The 18,661-nt window shown below is 73.5% G+C and carries 18 protein-coding genes, 1 pseudogene and 1 riboswitch; of the genes and pseudogenes, 9 read left to right on the top strand and 10 right to left on the bottom strand.

The window, feature by feature from the left end; all coding sequences use genetic code 11:
- Positions 1–40: 40 nt before the first annotated feature.
- Both nagA and ACIRPP_RS06750 read right to left on the bottom strand, forming a co-directional pair.
- Complete coding sequence (gene nagA, locus ACIRPP_RS06745; RefSeq protein WP_403638555.1) at positions 41–1,210, bottom strand: N-acetylglucosamine-6-phosphate deacetylase; 1,170 nt, start codon at positions 1,208–1,210, stop codon at positions 41–43.
- Complete coding sequence (locus ACIRPP_RS06750; RefSeq protein WP_403638557.1) at positions 1,210–2,163, bottom strand: ROK family protein; 954 nt, start codon at positions 2,161–2,163, stop codon at positions 1,210–1,212. Before ACIRPP_RS06750 ends, nagA begins: the two co-directional genes overlap by 1 nt.
- 120 nt (positions 2,164–2,283) lie before the next feature.
- Here ACIRPP_RS06750 and ACIRPP_RS06755 point away from each other — a divergent pair, with 120 nt between their 5' ends.
- Complete coding sequence (locus tag ACIRPP_RS06755) at positions 2,284–3,549, top strand: extracellular solute-binding protein (RefSeq protein ID WP_403639161.1); 1,266 nt, start codon at positions 2,284–2,286, stop codon at positions 3,547–3,549.
- Between the two features lie 41 nt (positions 3,550–3,590).
- Complete coding sequence (locus ACIRPP_RS06760; protein WP_164438937.1) at positions 3,591–3,842, top strand: DUF3263 domain-containing protein; 252 nt, start codon at positions 3,591–3,593, stop codon at positions 3,840–3,842.
- A 36-nt stretch (positions 3,843–3,878) separates the two neighbouring features.
- On the opposite strand, the gene otsB is transcribed toward ACIRPP_RS06760, so the two are convergent.
- From otsB to ACIRPP_RS06775, 3 genes are all read right to left on the bottom strand, one after another.
- Positions 3,879–4,748 (bottom strand): trehalose-phosphatase, encoded by an 870-nt coding sequence (gene otsB, locus ACIRPP_RS06765; RefSeq protein ID WP_403638560.1) that lies wholly within the window; start codon positions 4,746–4,748, stop codon positions 3,879–3,881.
- A 71-nt stretch (positions 4,749–4,819) separates the two neighbouring features.
- Positions 4,820–6,250 (bottom strand): trehalose-6-phosphate synthase, encoded by a 1,431-nt coding sequence (locus ACIRPP_RS06770; RefSeq protein ID WP_403638562.1) that lies wholly within the window; start codon positions 6,248–6,250, stop codon positions 4,820–4,822.
- A 51-nt stretch (positions 6,251–6,301) separates the two neighbouring features.
- Positions 6,302–7,246, bottom strand: a complete 945-nt coding sequence (locus ACIRPP_RS06775; protein ID WP_403638564.1) for a glucosyl-3-phosphoglycerate synthase — start codon at positions 7,244–7,246, stop codon at positions 6,302–6,304.
- A 145-nt stretch (positions 7,247–7,391) separates the two neighbouring features.
- Positions 7,392–7,539, top strand: a riboswitch (SAM riboswitch).
- 18 nt (positions 7,540–7,557) lie between these two features.
- Between ACIRPP_RS06775 and thrC the strand changes: the two genes are divergently transcribed.
- The 4 genes from thrC to groL all read left to right on the top strand — a co-directional run bounded on the left by thrC (position 7,558) and on the right by groL (position 11,999).
- Positions 7,558–8,862: a threonine synthase gene (gene thrC, locus ACIRPP_RS06780; RefSeq protein ID WP_403638565.1), complete on the top strand. Its 1,305-nt coding sequence runs from the start codon at positions 7,558–7,560 to the stop codon at positions 8,860–8,862.
- The gene (locus ACIRPP_RS06785; protein WP_403638567.1) at positions 8,859–9,134 is read left to right on the top strand and encodes a MoaD/ThiS family protein; all 276 of its coding nucleotides are present in this window, start codon (positions 8,859–8,861) and stop codon (positions 9,132–9,134) included. Before thrC ends, ACIRPP_RS06785 begins: the two co-directional genes overlap by 4 nt.
- Positions 9,135–9,564: 430 nt before the next feature.
- Complete coding sequence (locus ACIRPP_RS06790) at positions 9,565–9,768, top strand: cold-shock protein (protein ID WP_004986573.1); 204 nt, start codon at positions 9,565–9,567, stop codon at positions 9,766–9,768.
- Positions 9,769–10,376: 608 nt separating this feature from the next.
- Positions 10,377–11,999, top strand: a complete 1,623-nt coding sequence (gene groL / locus ACIRPP_RS06795) for a chaperonin GroEL (protein ID WP_164334599.1) — start codon at positions 10,377–10,379, stop codon at positions 11,997–11,999.
- A gap of 204 nt (positions 12,000–12,203) precedes the next feature.
- On the opposite strand, the gene ACIRPP_RS06800 is transcribed toward groL, so the two are convergent.
- The 3 genes from ACIRPP_RS06800 to ACIRPP_RS06810 form a co-directional block, all read right to left on the bottom strand.
- Positions 12,204–12,773 (bottom strand): hypothetical protein, encoded by a 570-nt coding sequence (locus ACIRPP_RS06800; RefSeq protein ID WP_164347399.1) that lies wholly within the window; start codon positions 12,771–12,773, stop codon positions 12,204–12,206.
- 76 nt (positions 12,774–12,849) lie between these two features.
- Positions 12,850–13,803 (bottom strand): N-acetylmuramic acid 6-phosphate etherase, encoded by a 954-nt coding sequence (murQ, locus tag ACIRPP_RS06805; RefSeq protein ID WP_403638570.1) that lies wholly within the window; start codon positions 13,801–13,803, stop codon positions 12,850–12,852.
- Between the two features lie 184 nt (positions 13,804–13,987).
- Positions 13,988–14,929 (bottom strand): MurR/RpiR family transcriptional regulator, encoded by a 942-nt coding sequence (locus ACIRPP_RS06810; RefSeq protein WP_403638572.1) that lies wholly within the window; start codon positions 14,927–14,929, stop codon positions 13,988–13,990.
- 55 nt (positions 14,930–14,984) lie between these two features.
- On the opposite strand from ACIRPP_RS06810, the gene ACIRPP_RS06815 reads away from it, so the two are divergent.
- Positions 14,985–15,395, top strand: coding sequence for a hypothetical protein (locus ACIRPP_RS06815; protein WP_164335441.1), 411 nt, complete (start codon positions 14,985–14,987; stop codon positions 15,393–15,395).
- Positions 15,392–15,652: pseudogene (locus ACIRPP_RS06820) on the top strand (DUF4031 domain-containing protein); the annotation flags it as partial. The gene ACIRPP_RS06815 and the pseudogene ACIRPP_RS06820, both read left to right, overlap by 4 nt.
- A 203-nt stretch (positions 15,653–15,855) precedes the next feature.
- On the opposite strand, the gene ACIRPP_RS06825 reads toward ACIRPP_RS06820, so the two are convergent.
- Positions 15,856–16,923: a GNAT family N-acetyltransferase gene (locus ACIRPP_RS06825; RefSeq protein ID WP_403638574.1), complete on the bottom strand. Its 1,068-nt coding sequence runs from the start codon at positions 16,921–16,923 to the stop codon at positions 15,856–15,858.
- A 9-nt stretch (positions 16,924–16,932) separates the two neighbouring features.
- Positions 16,933–17,616: a hypothetical protein gene (locus tag ACIRPP_RS06830; RefSeq protein WP_403638576.1), complete on the bottom strand. Its 684-nt coding sequence runs from the start codon at positions 17,614–17,616 to the stop codon at positions 16,933–16,935.
- Positions 17,617–17,760: 144 nt separating this feature from the next.
- Here ACIRPP_RS06830 and ACIRPP_RS06835 point away from each other — a divergent pair, with 144 nt between their 5' ends.
- On the top strand, positions 17,761–18,627 hold the full coding sequence (locus ACIRPP_RS06835; protein ID WP_403638578.1) for an alpha/beta fold hydrolase: 867 nt from the start codon (positions 17,761–17,763) through the stop codon (positions 18,625–18,627).
- Positions 18,628–18,661 lie beyond the last annotated feature (34 nt).

An 18,661-nucleotide genomic window follows, 5' to 3' on the forward strand; every position in this document is an offset into this window, starting at 1 on the left:
TCTCCCGGAGCCGGCCACCGTCTCCCGGCGGCGGGACGGATCAGCCCGGTTGGGGATCGACCACCCATGCGCCCCGGCGCATCACGCCCCTGAGGGCGAAGTCCGCGTCCAGGACCACGAGGTCGGCGTCCTTGCCCGGTTCCAGGGAGCCGATCCGGTCGTCCAGGCCCAGCAGCCGGGCGGGGTTGGCGGACAGGGCGGCCACCACGTGCTCGACGGGCAGTCCGTCGACGGTGACCGCCCGCTGGAAGGCGCGGTCCAGGGTGAGCGTCGACCCGGCGATGGAGCCGCCCTCCACCAGGCGGGCCACGCCGTCGGCGACCTCCACCTCCAGCGGGCCGAGCAGGTAGCGGCCGTCGCCGAAGCCCGCCGCGTCCATCGCGTCCGTGATGAACGCGACGCGGTGCGGGCCCGCGTGATGGAACGCCAGCTGGAGCGCGGCCGGGTGCAGGTGGGTACCGTCGTTGATCAGCTCGACCGTGACCCGCTCGTCCTCCAGCAGGGCGGTGATCGGGCCGGGGGAGCGGTGCCCGAGGGCGGGCATGGCGTTGAACAGGTGGGTGGCGACGGTGGCGCCCGCGTCGATGGCGGCCACGGTCTGCTCGTAGGTGGCGTCCGTGTGGCCGACGGCCGCGATCACGCCGAGTTCGGCGAGCAGGCGCACCGAGTCGAGGCCGCCGGGCAGTTCGGTGGCGAGGGTGACCATCCTGGCGTGCCCGTGGGCCGCGTCGACCAGCTTGCGGACCTCCGCCGGGTCGGGGTCGCGCAGCAGCTCCTCGGAGTGGGCGCCCTTGCGGCACGGGGAGATGAAGGGGCCCTCGAAGTGGATGCCGGCCAGGTCGCCCTGCTGGGCCAGCTCGGCGAGGAGTCCGGCCCGGCGGACGAGGAAGTCCATGTCGCCGGTGACCGTGGAGGCGACCAGGGTGGTGGTGCCGTGCAGCCGGTGGGTGCGGATGCCGTGCAGGACGTCGTCGACGGTGCCGGAGGTGAAGGAGGCGCCGCCGCCGCCGTGGTTGTGGAGGTCGACGAAGCCCGGGACCACCCAGTGGCCGCTCAGGTCGACGGTCCGCACGTCGCCCGCCGCGGCCTCGCCGGATGCGGGGGGACCCCCGGCGACGATCCGCGTGCCCTCGACGATCACGCGGCCGTCGTCCACGGTCCCGGTGGGCAGGACCACCCGGGCACCGGCTAGAACAGTGGTGGGGGCCATCAGGCGGTTACCTCCGAGGGGTCCGGGGAGTCGGCGGGGGCGAGCAGGTCCCAGGCGAGGAGTCCCGCGCCCAGGCATCCGGCGGTGTCCCCGAGGGCCGCGGGGACCAGGGACGGCAGCTTCTGGAAGGTGACCCGCCGCCGGACGGCCTCCCGCAGTGGTGTGAACAAGGTTTCCCCTGCCTCGGCGAGCCCGCCACCGACGATCAGCGTGCGGGGGTCCAGCAGGGTGAGCGCGGTGACGAGTCCGTCGGCGAGGGCGTCGACGGCCTCCTGCCAGACCGTGCGGGCCCGCGCGTCCCCGGCCTCGACGGCCGAGGCGCAGTCGGCCGCGTCGGCGTCCGGGTCGCCGCCGGCGGCCGCCCACGCCTCGCTGACCGCCGCGGCGGACGCGTACCGCTCCAGGCAGCCGCGCCCGCCGCACGGGCAGACGGCGCCGCCGGGCCGGACGACGATGTGGCCGATCTCGCCCGCGAAGCCGTGGGCGCCGGCCTCCACCCGGCCGTCGATGCCGATGGCGCCCGCGATGCCGGTGCCCAGCGGCACGAACAGGAACCGGTCGGCGCCCCGGCCCGCGCCGATCCGGCCCTCGGCGAGGCCGCCGGTGCGGACGTCGTGGCCGAGGGCGACGGGCACGCCGCCGAGCCGTTCGGCGAGGAGCGCGCGCAGGGGGAGGTCGCGCCAGCCGAGGTTGGCCGAGTAGACGGCGAGGCCCTCCCGCTCGTCGACGATGCCGGGCACGGCGAGGCCCGCCGCCGAGGCGGGCCGTCCGTAGCGGCGGACGCCGTGGGCACGCAGTTCGGCGGCGAAGTCGAGGATGCCGGTGACGACGGCTTCGGGACCGCGGTCGCGGCCGGTGGCCCGGCGCGCCTGGTGCAGCAGCTCGCCGCCCGCCCCGACCAGGGCGGCCTTCATCCCGGTGCCGCCCACGTCGAGGGCGATGACATGTTCCACGGGGACAGTGTGACCCCGGCACCCGGGAGAGGTCTAGTCCACTTACGTGGTGTAGACCTTATTCCGGTTATCGAAAAATTTCGGACGGCGCGCTCCGCGCCGGGGTTGGGGCAGTACGCAGTGCAGCGGCGGGTCAGGACAAGGGCGATCGCGGTGGTCTCCGCACTGGGACTCACGGCGGTCCTCGGCGGATGCGGTGGTGACGGCTCGTCCGACGTGACACTGAAGCTGGTCGCCGCCGACTACGGCGACAGCGCGGCCACCAGCAGCCGGAAGTACTGGGCCGATCTGGTCGAGGAGTTCGAGGCCGGGCACCCCGGTGTGAAGGTCGACGTCAGCGTCTACTCCTGGAACGACGTCGACCGCAAGGTCAAGGAGATGGTCGACGCGGGCGACCCGCCGGACCTGGCGCAGATCGGCGCGTACGCCGACTACGCGAAGCAGGACCTGCTGTACAAGGCCGGCGACCTGCTCTCCATCCCCGTCCAGGCCGACTTCGTCCCCCAGCTCGCCGACGCCGGGGAGATCCCCGCCGGGCAGTTCGGGCTTCCCTTCGCCTCCTCCACGCGCGTGCTGTTCTACAACAAGGACCTCTTCACCGAGGCCGGCATCACCCCGCCGGAGACCTGGGAGGAGCTCGCCGACAACGCCGAGGCGCTCAAGGCGGACGGCGTGAAGTATCCCTACGCGCTGCCGCTGGGGCCCGAGGAGGCGCAGGCCGAGACGATGCAGTGGCTGCTCAGCGGCAAGGGCGGCTACACCGACGACATGGGCTCCTACACGATCGACTCCGCCGAGAACGTGGAGACCCTCACCTGGCTGAAGGAGGAGCTGGTCGGCCGCGGCCTCACCGGCCCCGTCGCGCCCGGCAAGCTGGACCGGGCGAAGGCGTTCGCGGCCTTCGCCGACGGGGACGTGGGCATGCTCAACGGGCATCCCTCGCTGATGAAGACGGCCGGCGAGAAGGGCGTGAAGTTCGGCATGGTGCCCATGCCGGGCGTCGACGGACCGAGCCGGGCCACCCTCGGCGTCGCCGACTGGATGATGGCCTTCCGGAAGAACGGCCACCGCGAGGAGAGCGGCCGGTTCCTCGACTTCGTGTACAGCGAGGAGAAGGTGCTGGAGTTCTCCCGCGCCTACAACCTGCTGCCGGTCACCCAGTCCGCGTCCCGCGTGATGTCCGAGTCCCCGAAGGACAAGGACCTCAAGCCCTTCCTCGACCAGCTCGGCACCTCCGAGCTGTACCCGGTCGGCGAGACCTCCTGGGCCGCGGTCAACGCGGAGATCAAGAAGCAGATCGGCAAGGCGGTCGCCCCCGGCGGCAGCCCCTCCGTGGTCCTCGGCGGCCTCCAGGCGACGGCCACCCGCGTGGAGAGCGGCCGGTAGCGAGCGGCCGGCTGTCGGCGGCAGGGGTTACCGTGCGGGACATGGACGAGGAGCACGAGGAGGCGCCGGCCGGGCTCGGCCGGCGCGAGCGCGACATCCTCGCGCTGGAGCGCCGCGGCTTCCCCGGCCCCGGCGCGAAGGAGCGCGCGATACGCGAGCGCCTGGGCCTGGCCCCCGTGCGCTACTACCAGCTGCTCAACGCCCTCCTCGACGACCCCCGCGCCCTGGCCCACGACCCGGTCACGGTCAACCGCCTCCGCCGCATCCGCGAAGCGCGCCGCGCGGAACGCTGAACGGCGCGCCGACGCGGGCGGGGAGGCCCGCAGGCCTCAGGGCATGCGGGCGGCCAGGGCGGTGAGGAGGGCGACCAGGCCCCCGGGGCCGTCGACGACGACGTCCGCGCGGTCGCGGAGCTCGGGGACCTCGTCGCTGCCGCTGCACACCAGCAGGCCGGGGACACCGTCGGAGCGGAGCTTCTCCACGGCCGCGAAGGCCGGGAGGTCGCCGAGGTCGTCGCCCGCGTAGAGGACCGCCCCGGCGGAGATCTCGCGCGCGTACTCCATCAGGGCGACGCCCTTGTCCATGCCGGGCGGACGCAGCTCCAGCACCATCCGGCCCGGCTCCACGATCAGGCCGTGCCGGGCGGCCAGGCCGGTCAGCGGCTCCCGCAGGGCCTCGAAGGCGGCCTGCGGCTCGGCGGCCCTGCGGGTGTGCACGGCCACCGCGCGGCCCTTCTCCTCGACCCAGGTGCCCTGCCAGGCGCCCACCCGGTCCAGCAGCCCCGGCAGCTCCGCGCGCACGGCGGCCACCCCGGGGTGCGGTTCGGGGGCGGTGACGGTGCCGGTGACGGCGTCCCAGCGCTCCGCGCCGTAATGGCCGAGCACGACCAGGTGCTCCAGGCCGGGGACGCCCGCGAAACCGCCGTTGCGGACCGCGACACCGGGGGGCCGTCCCGTGATCACGGCGACGGAGGCCACCTTCGGGGCCAGCGCGGCCAGCGCGGGCACGGCGCCGGGGTGCGCCCGGGCCTGGTCCGGGTCGGCCACGATCGGCGCGAGCGTGCCGTCGAAGTCGAGGCCGATCAGCGCCCGGTCCGGGCGGGCGAGGAGGGCGTCGAGCCCTTCACGTCCGGCCCGGGTGGCGGGCGTCGGCAGGTCGGGGACGGCATGCGGATCCGTGGAGTCGGTGTGGCTGCCCATACCGCCAACCTATCCACGTCCGGCCGGTGCCACGCCTGCCCGCCGGGCCGGACGGGCGAGCACCCGCCGGATCAGGCCGGGCCCGGTGCCCGCAGGGCGTCCAGCTGGTCCAGGAACCACCGGGCGGGCGGCAGCGCGGTCGCCGCCGCGGCCAGCCGCTTGCTCTGCTCGGTGCGCTGGGCCGGGCCCATGGTCAGCGCCTCGTGAAGGGCGCGGGCGGTGCCGGTGACGTCGTAGGGGTTGACGGTGATCGCGTCCTCGCCGAGCTCCTCGTGGGCCCCTGCCTCCCGGGACAGCACCAGCGCGCAGCCGCGGTCGGAGACGACGGGCACTTCCTTGGCGACCAGGTTCATGCCGTCCCGCACGGGGTTGACCAGGGCCACGTCGGCCAGCCGGTAGGCGGCCAGGGAGCGGGCGAAGTCGTCCTCGACGTGCAGCACGACCGGACGCCAGCCGGGTGTGCCGTACTGCTCGTTGATCTCCTCGGCGACCCGCTGCACCTCGGCGGTGTAGTCGCGGTACACGGCGAGGTCCTGGCGGGAGGGGTAGGCGAAGGCGACGTGCACGACCCGCTCGCGCCAGTCGGGGTGGTCGTCGAGGAGCTGCCGGTAGGCGAGCAGGCCGCGCACGATGTTCTTCGACAGCTCGGTGCGGTCCACGCGGACGATCGTGCGGCGCGGGGAGCCGTCGGGCGCGGTGCCGATCTCCTCGCGCAGCGCGGTCATCCGCTCCTCGACGTCCGGCTCGTGGGAGCGGGCGCGCAGGAAGTCCGCGTCGGCGCCGAGGCCGTGCACCCCGATGCGGGTGCCGCCGAGGCCGCCCGCGAACTGTTCGCAGCACGCGGTGAACGCGTCCGCCCAGCGCCGGGTGAGGAAGCCGAGCCGGTCGGCGCCCAGCATGCCGCGCAGCACCTGCCCGGCGATGTCGTCGGGCAGCATCCGGAAGTACTCCGGCGGCGCCCACGGGGTGTGCGAGAAGTGGCCGATGCGCAGGTCGGGGCGGAGCTCGCGGAGCAGGCCGGGGACGAGCGTCAGGTGGTAGTCCTGCACCACGACGGCCGCGCCTTCGGCGGCCTCCTCGGCGAGTGCCTCGGCGAAGGCCCGGTTGTAGCGCTCGTAGGACGCCCACCGGCGGCGGAACTCCGCGTCGAAGACGGGTTCCAGCGGGATCTGGTACAGCATGTGGTGGACGAACCACAGCACCGAGTTCGCGATGCCGTTGTAGGCGTCGGAGTGCACGTCGGCCGGGATGTCCAGCATCCGCACGCCGTCCTCGCCGGCGCCGCGGCGCACCGCCTCGCGGTCGCCGTCGGACAGGGCCGAGCACACCCACAGCGCGTCCGCGTCCGAGCCGATCGCGGACAGCCCGGACACCAGCCCGCCGCCGCCCCGCCTGGCGCGCAGCGAACCGTCCTCGTCCACCGTGTACGACACGGGCCCGCGGTTCGACGCGACCAGCACCTGGGCACCCTGACCAGCCTGAGCAGCATGCGTGGAAGCCATACGCACCAACCTAGCCCGGCCCCCGGAACCTCAAACGTCGCCGGGACGCGCTCAGGCCACCCGCCGGGCCTGGTACTCGGCGATCTCCCGCATCGGCGGGCGTTCCTCGGTGTCGACGGAGTACGTGCGCGGCTCGAAGCCGTCCCCGGCCCGCTCGAACTGGGTGAGGGCGGGCCGGATCAGGTGGCCGCGGGCCAGGCGGAGCTGGGCGGTGCGGTAGATGGCGGCGGCCATCCGGCCGAGGGCCCGCCCGTCCTGGTGGCGGTGCTTGCGCACGCCGACGTCGACCTGGGCGAGGGCGTCCAGCCCGGCCAGGTGCAGGGCGTCGACCAGCATGCCGAGCTCGACCCCGTAGCCGACCGGGAAGGGCAGCTGCTCCAGCAGCGAGCGGCGGGCCGCGTACTCGCCGCCGAGCGGCTGGACGAAGCCGGCCAGCTGCGGCCAGTGCATGTTGAGCAGCGGGCGCGCCATCAGCTCGGTGACCCGGCCGCCCTGCCCGGCGGCGGCGCCCAGGGGGCGGTCGTACATGGCCTTGACCAGCTGCACGTCCGGTTCGGTGAGCAGCGGGCCGACGATGCCGGTGACGAAGTCGGAGGAGAACTCGCGCAGGTCGGCGTCGACGAAGCAGACGATGTCGCCCCGGGTGACCAGCAGGGACCGCCACAGCACCTCGCCCTTGCCGGGCTCGGCCGGGATGCGGGGCAGGATCGCGTCCCGGTGCACCACCGTCGCGCCCGCCGCCGCGGCCGCCGCGGCGGTGTTGTCGGTCGAGCCGGAGTCGACCACGACGATCTCGTCGACCAGCGGCACCTGGAGCACCAGGTCGTGCCGGATCATCGCCACGATGTCGCCGACGGTCGCCTCCTCGTCGAGCGCCGGCAGCACCACGCTCACCGTCTGGCCCGAGGCCCGTTTCGCCGCCAGGATCCCGTGCAGGGGACGGTCGGCCACGGACCAGGACCGGTCGATCAGCCAGCGCTCGACTTCTTCCAGCACGGTCTGCGGCTCCTCACTCCGGTCCGGTCCTGTGATCCATCTCGCGGTTCGGACGACTGTCTCAATCGCCCGGGGCGTCGGTTACAGTCTTGAACAACGCGCACGGCCCCCGCATGCCGGGGTCGCCGCCGCGACAACTGAACACCGCTCATCCAGAGGGGCAGAGGGATACGGCCCGATGAAGCCCCGGCAACCCTCCAGTCGGTTCTTGTCACACGGACGTGGCGAGGCTCCCGGCTAGGGAAGGTGCCAAATCCGTCTCACGGCGAGATGCGTCGTGAGGAAGATGAGGAGAAAGGGCCTCGCCTCACATGGCTGTGCAGACCGTTGCAAGCAGCACCGGCACCACCGGATCCGCTGCCACCCCCGATGTCGACCTCGGCCCCGCCGCCGCGCTGTCCTGCCGCGAGTGCGGCCACCGCGTCCCGCTCGGTCCCCTCTTCGCCTGCCAGGAGTGTTTCGGCCCGCTGGAGATCGCCTACGACTTCTCGTCCTACGGGGCCGAGGAACTGCGCCGGCGCATCGAGGCGGGACCCGCGAACATCTGGCGCTACGCGCCGCTGCTGCCCGTCCCCGCGGACGTGGCCGGCAAGCCGAACCTCAACCCGGGCTGGACCCCGCTGGTCAAGGCGGACAACCTGGCCCGTGAACTCGGCGTCACCGGCGGTCTGTACGTCAAGGACGACTCCGGCAACCCGACCCACTCCTTCAAGGACCGGGTCGTCGCCCAGGCCCTGGAGGCCGCCCGCGCCTTCGGCTTCACCACCCTGTCCTGCTCCTCCACCGGCAACCTGGCGGGCGCCGTCGGCGCCGCCGCGGCCCGGGCCGGCTTCCGTTCCTGCGTGTTCATCCCGCACGACCTGGAGCAGGGCAAGGTCGTCATGGCCGCCGTCTACGGCGGCGAACTCGTCGGCATCGAGGGCAACTACGACGACGTGAACCGCTTCTGCTCCGAGCTGATCGGCGATCCGGCCGGCGAGGGCTGGGGCTTCGTCAACGTCAACCTGCGGCCGTACTACGCCGAGGGCTCCAAGACGCTCGCCTACGAGATCTGCGAGCAGCTCGGCTGGCGGCTGCCGGACCAGATCGTCGTCCCGATCGCCTCGGGCTCCCAGCTCACGAAGATCGACAAGGGCTTGCGGGAGCTGATCGACCTGGGGCTGGTCGAGGACCGCCCCTACAAGATCTTCGGCGCGCAGGCCGCGGGCTGCTCCCCGGTCTCGGCCGCCTTCAAGGCCGGGCACGACGTGGTCCGCCCGCAGAAGCCCGACACCATCGCCAAGTCGCTCGCCATCGGCAACCCCGCCGACGGTCCCTACGTCCTGGACATCGCCCGCCGCACCGGCGGTGCCGTGGAGGACGTCACCGACGAGCAGGTCGTGGACGCGATCAGGCTGCTCGCCCGGACCGAGGGCATCTTCGCGGAGACCGCGGGCGGCGTGACCGTGGGCGTCACCCGGAAGCTGGTCGACAGCGGCCTGCTGGACCCGGCCCTGACCACCGTCGTCCTCAACACCGGGGACGGTCTGAAGACCCTCGACGCGGTCGCCGGGACCGGCCTGACCGCCACCATCCGCCCCAACCTGGACTCCTTCCGAGAGGCTGGCCTCGCATGAGTGTGACCGTCCGCATCCCGACCATCCTGCGCACCTACACGGGTGGGCAGGCCGAGGTGAACGCCGAGGGGACGACCCTCGCCGAGGTCATCGAGGACCTGGAGAAGAACCACACGGGCATCGCCGCCCGCGTCCTGGACGACCAGGGCAAGCTGCGCCGCTTCGTCAACGTCTACGTGAACGACGACGACGTGCGCTTCGAGCAGGGCCTCGGGACCGCGACCCCGGACGGGGCCGGCGTGTCGATCATTCCGGCGGTCGCCGGCGGCTGATCATTACCGTAGGTAACTTCGGTTACCGAGCGTTCATCGGATTGCCCCCTCCGTAAGAGAAGCGGAGGGGGCAATTCCATGGGATTGAACGCGGTAGGGTTGGGGAACGCGGCCCCGGTCCACTGATCGGGAACCGTGAATTCCTGCCGCTCGCCCGACGAGAAGTAGCCAAAGTCTGTGCGTCTTTCGCGGCTTTTGTGGCCTTTGTGCGGCCCGGTTTGCCCTGAATTCGGGCGAAGTTGCACAACATTCCGGACCGGTGTCGTCCAGATTTCTCGTCCGATTGACCTGTTGCAGACGGCAGTTGGACAGATACATTCAGCCGCGGTCGACGCGTTCCGGCGCACGCCCCCACCCATTGGGGGGTGAGGTCTGACCCGGGTCCGCGAAGTGTGGATCTGTGCAAGGGCCAGTAATAGGGGAGTTAGGCATGGCTCAGGGCACCGTCAAGTGGTTCAACGCGGAGAAGGGGTACGGCTTCATCGCGGTCGACGGTGGTGCGGATGTTTTCGTCCACTACAGCGCGATCCAGATGGACGGCTACCGCACCCTGGAAGAGGGCCAGCGGGTCGAATTCGAGATCTCGCAGGGCCAGAAAGGCCCGCAGGCCGACATGGTTCGCGTCACCGCCTGAACGCGCTACCAACCGCAAGCATCTTCTGCTGACGAAGGGCCCGCACCTCCCGGGGTGCGGGCCCTTCGCCGTGCCGCCACGCGCCGCCGCCCGCCGGACCGCGACGCCACGTCCGGTGCCGCCGTCCGCCGGGCCGCGACGCCACGTCCGGTGCCGCCGTCCGCCGGGCCGCGCCCCAGGTCCGGTGCCGCCGTCCGCCGGCCCGCGCCCCCACGTCCGGCGTCGCCGCCCGCCGGCCCGCGCCCCAGGCCCGCCGGCGCCGCACCCGGACACGCCCGTCCGTGTCCCTGTGCGCGTGTTCGCGCGCGGCTGAGCGCGCCCCGGCGCCGTCACCGGCCCGGCCGCGCTCCGCCGCAGAACAGGGGCCTGCGCGCCCCGTCCGGCCGCGACCGGCCGACGGGTCCGCTTCGCGGGAGCGCCTTGCACTCGGGGGGGTCGAGTGCTAATCATTGGCGTTAGCACTCTGAAGGTGAGAGTGACAACGAAGGACCGGGTCGGTGAGGCCCGCAGGCCGCGTGGGGCAAGGAACCACGGGCCGGCGAGCCGTCCGTCGCGGGCGCGGGCGCGGTCCGAAGGAATCACCCCCAGTCCTGGAGGGACCACTTCACATGGCCAAGATCATCGCGTTCGACGAGGAGGCGCGGCGCGGCCTCGAGCGCGGCATGAACCAGCTCGCGGACGCCGTCAAGGTGACGCTCGGCCCCAAGGGCCGCAACGTCGTCCTCGAGAAGAAGTGGGGCGCCCCCACGATCACCAACGACGGTGTGTCCATCGCCAAGGAGATCGAGCTCGAGGACCCGTACGAGAAGATCGGCGCCGAGCTGGTCAAGGAAGTCGCCAAGAAGACGGACGACGTCGCCGGTGACGGTACGACCACCGCGACCGTTCTCGCCCAGGCCCTGGTCAAGGAGGGCCTGCGCAACGTCGCCGCCGGCGCCAACCCGATGGCCCTCAAGCGCGGCATCGAGAAGGCCGTCGAGTCGGTCTCCGCCGCCCTGCTGGAGCAGGCGAAGGACGTCGAGACCAAGGAGCAGATCGCCTCCACGGCCTCCATCTCCGCCGCCGACACCCAGATCGGTGAGCTCATCGCCGAGGCCATGGACAAGGTCGGCAAGGAAGGCGTCATCACCGTCGAGGAGTCCCAGACCTTCGGTCTGGAGCTGGAGCTCACCGAGGGTATGCGCTTCGACAAGGGCTACATCTCGGCGTACTTCGCCACCGACATGGAGCGTATGGAGGCCGTCCTCGACGACCCGTACATCCTGATCGCCAACTCCAAGATCTCCAACGTCAAGGACCTGCTCCCGCTCCTGGAGAAGGTCATGCAGTCGGGCAAGCCGCTGCTGATCATCGCCGAGGACGTCGAGGGCGAGGCCCTGTCGACCCTGGTCGTCAACAAGATCCGCGGCACCTTCAAGTCCGTCGCGGTCAAGGCCCCGGGCTTCGGCGACCGCCGCAAGGCCATGCTCGGCGACATCGCCATCCTCACGGGCGGCGAGGTCATCTCCGAGGAGGTCGGCCTCAAGCTGGAGAACGCCACGCTCGACCTGCTGGGCAAGGCGCGCAAGGTCGTCATCACCAAGGACGAGACCACCATCGTCGACGGTGCCGGCTCGGCCGACCAGGTCCAGGGCCGCGTCAACCAGATCCGTGCCGAGATCGAGAACAGCGACTCGGACTACGACCGCGAGAAGCTCCAGGAGCGTCTGGCGAAGCTGGCCGGCGGCGTCGCCGTCATCAAGGCCGGTGCCGCCACCGAGGTGGAGCTCAAGGAGCGCAAGCACCGCATCGAGGACGCCGTCCGCAATGCCAAGGCGGCCGTCGAGGAGGGCATCGTCGCCGGTGGTGGCGTGGCCCTGCTGCAGGCCACCCAGGTCTTCGAGAAGCTGGAGCTCGAGGGTGACGAGGCGACCGGCGCCAACGCCGTGCGCATCGCGCTGGAGGCCCCGCTGAAGCAGATCGCCGTCAACGCCGGCCTCGAGGGCGGTGTCGTGGTGGAGAAGGTGCGCAACCTGACCCCGGGCCACGGCCTGAACGCCGCGACCGGCGAGTACGTCGACCTGGTCAAGGAAGGCATCATCGACCCGGCGAAGGTGACCCGTTCCGCGCTGCAGAACGCCGCCTCCATCGCCGCGCTGTTCCTCACCACCGAGGCCGTCATCGCCGACAAGCCGGAGAAGGCCGCCGCGCCGGCCGGCGGCGGCATGCCGGGCGGTGACATGGACTTCTGATCCCTTCGAGGATCGGATCCGTCCGTCGCACGGACCGAGGGCGGCACTCCCTGCACGACAGGGGGTGCCGCCCTCGGGCGTTCTCCGGGCCGGCGGACGGGCCGGGACGGGGACGCCGGCCGTTGCGAGCCGGGGCGGGTGCGCCGGCCGTTACGGACCGGGGCGGGTGCGCCGGCGGACGTCCCGGCCCGTGACGGCCGGCGGTCAGAGGCCGCCCATCGGCTCGATGTCGACCCGCACCGGGGTGCCCCACACCCGCAGCACCTCGTAGTCGGTGAACTCGTGCACGATCCGGTACGCCATCGCGGGCCGGGGGCCGCGCCGCTGGGCCGCCAGGTACAGCTCCGCCTCCCTGCGGTCCCGGCGGGGGGTGCCGCACAGCTGCCACGCCTGGCCGTTCCACGCCTCCGGCAGCCAGCGCTGCTGCGGCTGCGGCCGGTCGCCGCGCACCCCGTACCGGGACGGCACCGGTTCGGTGGGCGCGTACTGCGGCGCCGGGCCGTTGAACTCGGCGCGGCGGGCGGCACGGCGCCGTGTCTCGCACAGCAGGCACAGGTCGGGCGCGCTCTCGTCGACCGGGCCGGTGGGGTGCTCCGGGCAGCGGGTGCTGGGGGCGGCCGAGGTGACGCCCTCCTCCAGCAGGTCCAGGGCCCGGCGCAGGTCGGCCTTGACCTCGTGCAGCTTGGCGTCCGGGGTGTCGCCGCCGAGCGCCTCGCCGTGTTCGCCGAGCAGGCGCAGGGCGCGGCCCAGTGCGGTGAGCTGCGCGTGGTTCATGGCGTCCGTCTCCGTGGGGGTTCGGGTCGGTACGAGTATCCCAGCGGCCCGGGACCTGTCACAGCCCGCGGTGACGTCAGGCGTCCGCGGGCCCGCTGCTCCCGGCCTTCGCGAGCGCGGCCCGCAGGTGGCCGTCCGCCTCGTCCAGCAGCCGGGCCGCGGTGCCGGCGTCCGCGTCGGTGAGCAGCACCAGGATGGCGTGCTTGACCTCGCCGCCGGTGGCCGTCAGGGCCCGCTCGACGGCCGCGTCGTCCGCTCCGGTGGCCAGGGCGACGATCCGGTGGGAGCGGGCGCGCAGCTTGTCGTTGGAGGCCCGTACGTCGACCATCAGGTTCCCGTACGTCTTGCCGAGCCGGATCATCGTGATCGTCGACAGCATGTTGAGGACGAGTTTCTGGGCGGTGCCCGCCTTGAGGCGGGTGGAGCCGGTGAGCAGTTCCGGCCCGACGACCACCTCGATGCCGTGTTCGGCGGCGGCGGCCAGCGCGCTGTCCGGGTTGCAGGCCAGCCCGACGGTGAGGGCGCCGAGGGCCCGGGCGTGGGTGACGGCGCCGACGGCGTACGGGGTGCGGCCGGAGGCGGAGATGCCGACCACGGTGTCGTCGGCGGTCAGGCCCAGCGCGGCCAGGTCGGCCTCGGCGAGGGCGGCGGAGTCCTCGGCGCCCTCGACGGAGGTGACCATGGCGTCGGGGCCGCCCGCGATGAGGCCGATCACCTGGCCGGGGCGGGTGTTGAAGGTCGGCGGGCACTCGGAGGCGTCCAGGACGCCGAGCCGCCCGGCGGTGCCGGCGCCCGCGTAGACGAGCCGGCCGCCGCGGGCCATGCGGTCGGCGACGGCGTCGATGGCGGCGGCGATCTCCGGCAGCCGCCGGGCGACCGCGGTGGCGACGGTGGCGTCCTCGGCGTTCATCAGCCGTGCGATGTCGAGGGTGGGCAGCCGGTCGATGCCGGCGAGCTCGGGCCGGAACGCCTCGGTGGCCAGCGTCTCCAGCTGGGCGCGGAGATCGCTGGGGTGGGACATGTCGGTCATGGGGCGGGTCTCTCCGGTCTCCGGTCTCTCCGGTCGGTCTGTTCCGTGGTTCCGGGGCGTGCCGCGGCCGGGTGATCGGCGGCGGCACCGCTGGGGGGAGCCCGGGGTGGTGCGGTCCGGGGGGTGCGTGGTCGGGGGGCGCCGGGGGCCGGGGGCCGGCCGCCCGTGGGGCGGCGCCCGCCCGCTACCGGGGCCCGCTGCGGTGCCGGTGGGCCAGCGCCTCGTACGACGCCGACAGGGCCGGGGCCGCCTGCTCGTACGTCCGCTGCGCCACGCCGACGAACAGGCAGTCCACGACGAGCAGTTGGCTGGTCCGGGAGGACATCGCCGCCGGGCGCAGCTCGCTCTCGCGGGCCGTGGACGTGGTCAGCACGTGGTCGGCGTACTGCGTGACGGGGCCGTCGGGCCGGCCGGTGACCGCCACCGTGGTCGCCCCGTGCTCGAAGGCCACCCGCAGCGGCTCGATGACGTCCCCCGTCGACCCGGAGTGCGTGATGGCGATCGCCACGTCGCCGGGACGCAGCTGCACCGCGTTGGTCACGGCGAGGTGCGGGTCGCTGGGGGCGTGCGCTATCAGACCTATGCGCAGCAGCTTCTGGGTGAGGTCCTGCGCGACCAGGCCCGAGGCGCCGAGGCCGTACACGTCGGTGCGGCGGGCGCCCGCCAGGGCGGTGACGGCGGCACCGAGCTGGACGGTGTCCAGGCCGGCGGCGGTGTCGGCGAGGGTCTGCTGCTCGTCGTAGGCCAGCTTCGCGACGACGTCGGCGATGGGGTCGTCCACCGCGATGTCGGTCGTGATGGCCGGGGCCCGGCCGGACTGCTGCTGGGCGGCCAGTCCGGCGAGGGCCAGGCGCAGATCGCGGTAGCCCGGGTAGCCGAGCAGCCGGGCGGTGCGCACGACGGTGGCCTCGCTGGTGCCGGTCAGCTCGGCGAGGCCGGTGACCGTGAGCGCCGCGCAGCCGGCCGGGTCGGCCGCGACGGCCTCGGCGACGCGCTGCATGGAGCGGGTCATCGACGGTGCCAGGGTGCGGACCTTGGCCGCGAGGGCGGCGGGGGCGGGCGGTGCGGAGGCGGAGCCGCCGGGGCCGCGCTCCCTGGCGAAAATTTCCTTCACTTCCTGGGTCACCCCTGAAAGATATTTTCGTTCCGGTGTCGCGGTCAAGAGTGCGCACAATAGGGGCATGCACCCCGACAAGCCCCCCGTCACCCGACTCGAACAGGCGCTGCACGCGGCCCGTGCCCTCGTGCTCGCCGACCTCGCCGCGCGCGAGGTCGCGGACGCGGACGTGGTGTCGCTGGTCGAGGAGTCCGTCACCCACCGCCGCTGGTGGGTCGAACAGTGGCCGGAGGGCAGCGAGTTCCTCGCCGGACTCGTCGCCCAGGACGTCCAGGACGCCCTGCTGGAACGGTACGGCCGCTGGCCCGTCTGCCCGGTCTGCGGCTCCGGGGACCCGCACGCGCTGGAGGTGGAGCCGGAGCTCGGCCCCGACCCGCACTGGGTGTGCCACAAGGCGGGCGTGAAGGTCGCGGCCGTCGGCGCGCTCGGCTCGGCGCCGGGCGGCGGGAGAGCGGAAGGCGCCCCGCCCTCGTGACGCTCTACATCGACCCGCCCACCTGGCCGGGCCACGGCCGCCTGTGGTCTCACCTGGTCAGCGACGTCTCCTACGACGAGCTCCACCTGTTCGCCGCCCGCCTCGGCGTCCCCCGCCGCGCCTTCGAACGCGACCACTACGACATCCCCGAGCACCGTTACGGGGAGTTTGTGCTGGCCGGCGCGCTGGAGGTCAGCAGCCGCGAGGTGGTGCGCCTGCTGCACGGAGCGGGCCTGCGCCGCCGGAAGGGCGCGAGCACGGGGACGGGCAGGGGCGCGGTGCAGGGCCTCTCCGGCGCCCCGGGTCTTTCCGGGGGCTCGGGTCTGCCCGGTGGCCCGGACCTCCCTGGCGGCTCGGACCTCCCTGGCGGCTCGGCTCTTGCCGGTGGCCCGGGTCTCTCCGGCGCCGGGGGCGCCTTCGCCCCCCGTCCGCTTCCCGGGCCGGCCGTGGGCGGCCCGGGTCAGCGGCGCAGCTCGTAGGCGAACTCCTCCTCGCCCCCGCCGATCCGGGTGAACCCGGCCCGCCCGATCACGGCCTGCGACGCGAGGTTGTCCGGTTCGGTGGCCGCGAACACCGAGGTCACCTCCGGCTGCTCCAGCGCCCACGCCGACAGCGCGCGCAGCGCCTCCGTCGCGTACCCGTGGCCGCGCGCCTCGGGGGACAGGTCGTAGCCGATCTCCACCCGGCCGTCCTCGTCCGGCGGGCCGTGGAAGCCGATGCCGCCGACCGCGCGGTCGTCCTCCCGGCGCACCATCACGAACATCCCCCACCGGGCCCGCAGCACCCCCGCCCCGTACGCCTTGAGCAGCGCCCCGGCCGCGTCCCGCGTCCCGTCGTACGGTCCCGAGTCCACCCAGGTGAACCCGCCGCCCCCGCCCACCGCCAGGTCGGCCGCAGCGGCCGGGGTGACGCCCTCCAGGGTGAGCCGGCCTGCCGGGACCACCACGTTGTTGCTCCACCGCCACGCGGTCACGGGCTCCCGGCCGGGCAGGTCCCCGCGCCCCGTCGCCCACAGCAGCGTCGGCCAGGGCGCGGGACCGGGCATCACCTCGGGGAAGATCCGGGTCAGCACGAACTCGGCGAGCGCGGCGGGCGGTTCGTACGCCATGCCCAGGCCCTCGGTGACATCGTGCGTGTGCAGCAGCACCTCGGCCACGCCCATCGCGGCGAAGCCCGTGCGGTCGGCGTGCCGGAAGGGGTACGGGTGGAAGGCGCGTACCGCGCGGGGGGTGGTCCGCAGCGTCGCGGCCAGCAGGGTCCCGGTCGTGCGGATCACGTGCAGGGCACCGGCGTTGTCGGTGCCGTCGTCCAGGACGATCTCGAACGGCACGTAGGCGTCGGCGGCCCGTCCGGCCAGCTGCCCCGCGTACGTGATGAGATCTTCGGCGATGTGCTCCGCCGTCCGCCGGCAGTCCCACTCCAGACGGCCGGCCCGCACCGCCCGCCAGTCCCGGTCCGCGACCGCTCCCAGCGCGCGCACACAGTCCGCGACGGCTTCCTCGACCTGTTGTGCGCCCGCAGCATCCATGGGGGCAGGCTAGGAGGACGGCGGCGCCGGGGTCGACAGCATTTCCAGTTCCCCGCGCAGGTTGTGGCGCGCGGTGGCCTCCCAGTGCTCCGCCCCGTACGGGGTGCGGAACAGGCGGGGCAGGGCGAGGAGTTGGCGCAGCACGTCGGCACGGCCGGCGCGGAAGGCATCGTTCGGGACGAAGTGGTACTCCTCGCGGACGGCGACCGTGTAGGCGGCGTACGCGGACGGGGACCCGGCGAGGACCGCCAGGTCGGCGTCGCACAGCACCTGGCCGTTCCGGTCGTCGTCGGCCGGGTCGTGCGTCACGGTGAGCCGCACCAGCCGCGCCACCTCCGCCGCCTTCGCCTCCGGCACCCCGGCCTCGGGCAGCGCCCGCTCGGCGAGCCGGGCCGAGCGCTCCTCGTTCTCCGAGCGGTCCGGCAGGTACACGGCGTCGTGGAACCAGGCGGCGAGACGGACGACGTCCGGGTCCCCGGCGTACTCCGCCAGCTCGTCGACGCGGTCGAGGACCGCCGTGAGGTGGGCGACGGTGTGGTACCGCCGCTGCGGCTCCCGCCAGCGCGCCAGCAGGTTGTCGGCGTACGGCCCCGGATCGGGCCCGCCGCCCGGGCCCCGGGCCCCCTCCAGCGCGCGGGCGAAGCGGTCACGCAGGGCGTTGTCGGCGTCATCGGCGTCATCGGTGTCGGCCATGGGCCCATTGTTCCGGGTGCGGGCCGTTGCGGCGGGCCGAAAAATGATGGGCCGGGTGATCTTCGGCTCGGTAGGGTGACCGGCCGGTGCGCGAACGTCCGTCCGCGTGCCGCGCCCACGTCGCCGGAAGAAGCGAGCTGCCGAGTGCAACCGACCTACGTCCTGGTCCACGGGGCCTTCGCGAACTCCTTCTCCTTCGCGCCGCTCCAGGCCGAACTCGGCCTCCTCGGGCACCGGTCGGTCGCCGTCGACCTGCCCGGCCACGGCTTCGGGGCCACCTACACCCGGGCCTACCAGGCGCCGCAGGACCTGGAAGCCCTCGCCGCCGCGCCCGGCGCGATCAAGGGCGTCACGCTGGCCGACAACGCCGCGCACCTGATCGGGATCCTGGAGCGGGCCAGGCGGAACGGCCCGGTGATCCTCGTTGCGCACAGCCGGGGCGGCGTCACGGCCACCGCGGCGGCCAACGCCCGGCCGGACCTGATCGACCGCATCGTCTACGTCGCGGCCTGGTGCCCGGTCGCGCTCGACGTCGGCGCCTACCACGCCGAGCCGGAGATGGCCGACTTCGACGCCGCCTCCCTGGGCCTGGCGGCGGCCGGCAACCCCGCCGAACTCGGCCTGCTCCGCGTCAACTTCCGCACCGCGGACCCGGCCGCCCTCGCCGCGTTCAAGGCGGCTTTCCTCGCCGACGGCACCGACGAGGAGTTCCTGACCTTCCTCAACACCTTCCAGCCCGACGAGAACCTGGACGTCGGCACCTCCGCCGACCGGGCGCAGGCCGCGACCTGGGGCACGGTCCCGCGGACGTATCTGCGATTGGCCGACGACGCGAGCATGCCGCTCGCGCTGCAGGACCGGCTGATCCGTGAGGGCGACGCGCTGACCCCGGACAACCCGTACGACGTCCGCACGCTGCCGGGCAGCCACCTGAAGTGGCTGGTCGATCCGGCGCCGGCCGCCCGCGTCCTGGGCGAGCTCGCCTCACTCACCGCCCCCGCCGCGGAATGACGGGGCGGCCACCCGGAGAAGAGCCGCCCTCCGG

This window comes from Streptomyces sp. NPDC101219 (assembly GCF_044767675.1).
Taxonomy (GTDB): domain Bacteria; phylum Actinomycetota; class Actinomycetes; order Streptomycetales; family Streptomycetaceae; genus Streptomyces.

Excerpts from the sequence above, each read along its gene's own strand:
- ACIRPP_RS06790 (WP_004986573.1), top strand. The coding sequence starts at position 9,565 with ATGGCTCAGGGCACCGTCAAGTGGTTCAACGCGGAGAAGGGGTACGGC.
- ACIRPP_RS06830 (WP_403638576.1), bottom strand. The coding sequence starts at position 17,616 with ATGGCCGACACCGATGACGCCGATGACGCCGACAACGCCCTGCGTGAC.
- ACIRPP_RS06770 (WP_403638562.1), bottom strand. The coding sequence starts at position 6,250 with ATGGCTTCCACGCATGCTGCTCAGGCTGGTCAGGGTGCCCAGGTGCTG.
- ACIRPP_RS06800 (WP_164347399.1), bottom strand. The coding sequence starts at position 12,773 with ATGAACCACGCGCAGCTCACCGCACTGGGCCGCGCCCTGCGCCTGCTC.
- ACIRPP_RS06760 (WP_164438937.1), top strand. The coding sequence starts at position 3,591 with ATGGACGAGGAGCACGAGGAGGCGCCGGCCGGGCTCGGCCGGCGCGAG.
- ACIRPP_RS06825 (WP_403638574.1), bottom strand. The coding sequence starts at position 16,923 with ATGGATGCTGCGGGCGCACAACAGGTCGAGGAAGCCGTCGCGGACTGT.
- ACIRPP_RS06815 (WP_164335441.1), top strand. The coding sequence starts at position 14,985 with ATGCACCCCGACAAGCCCCCCGTCACCCGACTCGAACAGGCGCTGCAC.
- ACIRPP_RS06785 (WP_403638567.1), top strand. The coding sequence starts at position 8,859 with ATGAGTGTGACCGTCCGCATCCCGACCATCCTGCGCACCTACACGGGT.
- nagA (WP_403638555.1), bottom strand. The coding sequence starts at position 1,210 with ATGGCCCCCACCACTGTTCTAGCCGGTGCCCGGGTGGTCCTGCCCACC.
- otsB (WP_403638560.1), bottom strand. The coding sequence starts at position 4,748 with ATGGGCAGCCACACCGACTCCACGGATCCGCATGCCGTCCCCGACCTG.
- groL (WP_164334599.1), top strand. The coding sequence starts at position 10,377 with ATGGCCAAGATCATCGCGTTCGACGAGGAGGCGCGGCGCGGCCTCGAG.
- murQ (WP_403638570.1), bottom strand. The coding sequence starts at position 13,803 with ATGACCGACATGTCCCACCCCAGCGATCTCCGCGCCCAGCTGGAGACG.
- thrC (WP_403638565.1), top strand. The coding sequence starts at position 7,558 with ATGGCTGTGCAGACCGTTGCAAGCAGCACCGGCACCACCGGATCCGCT.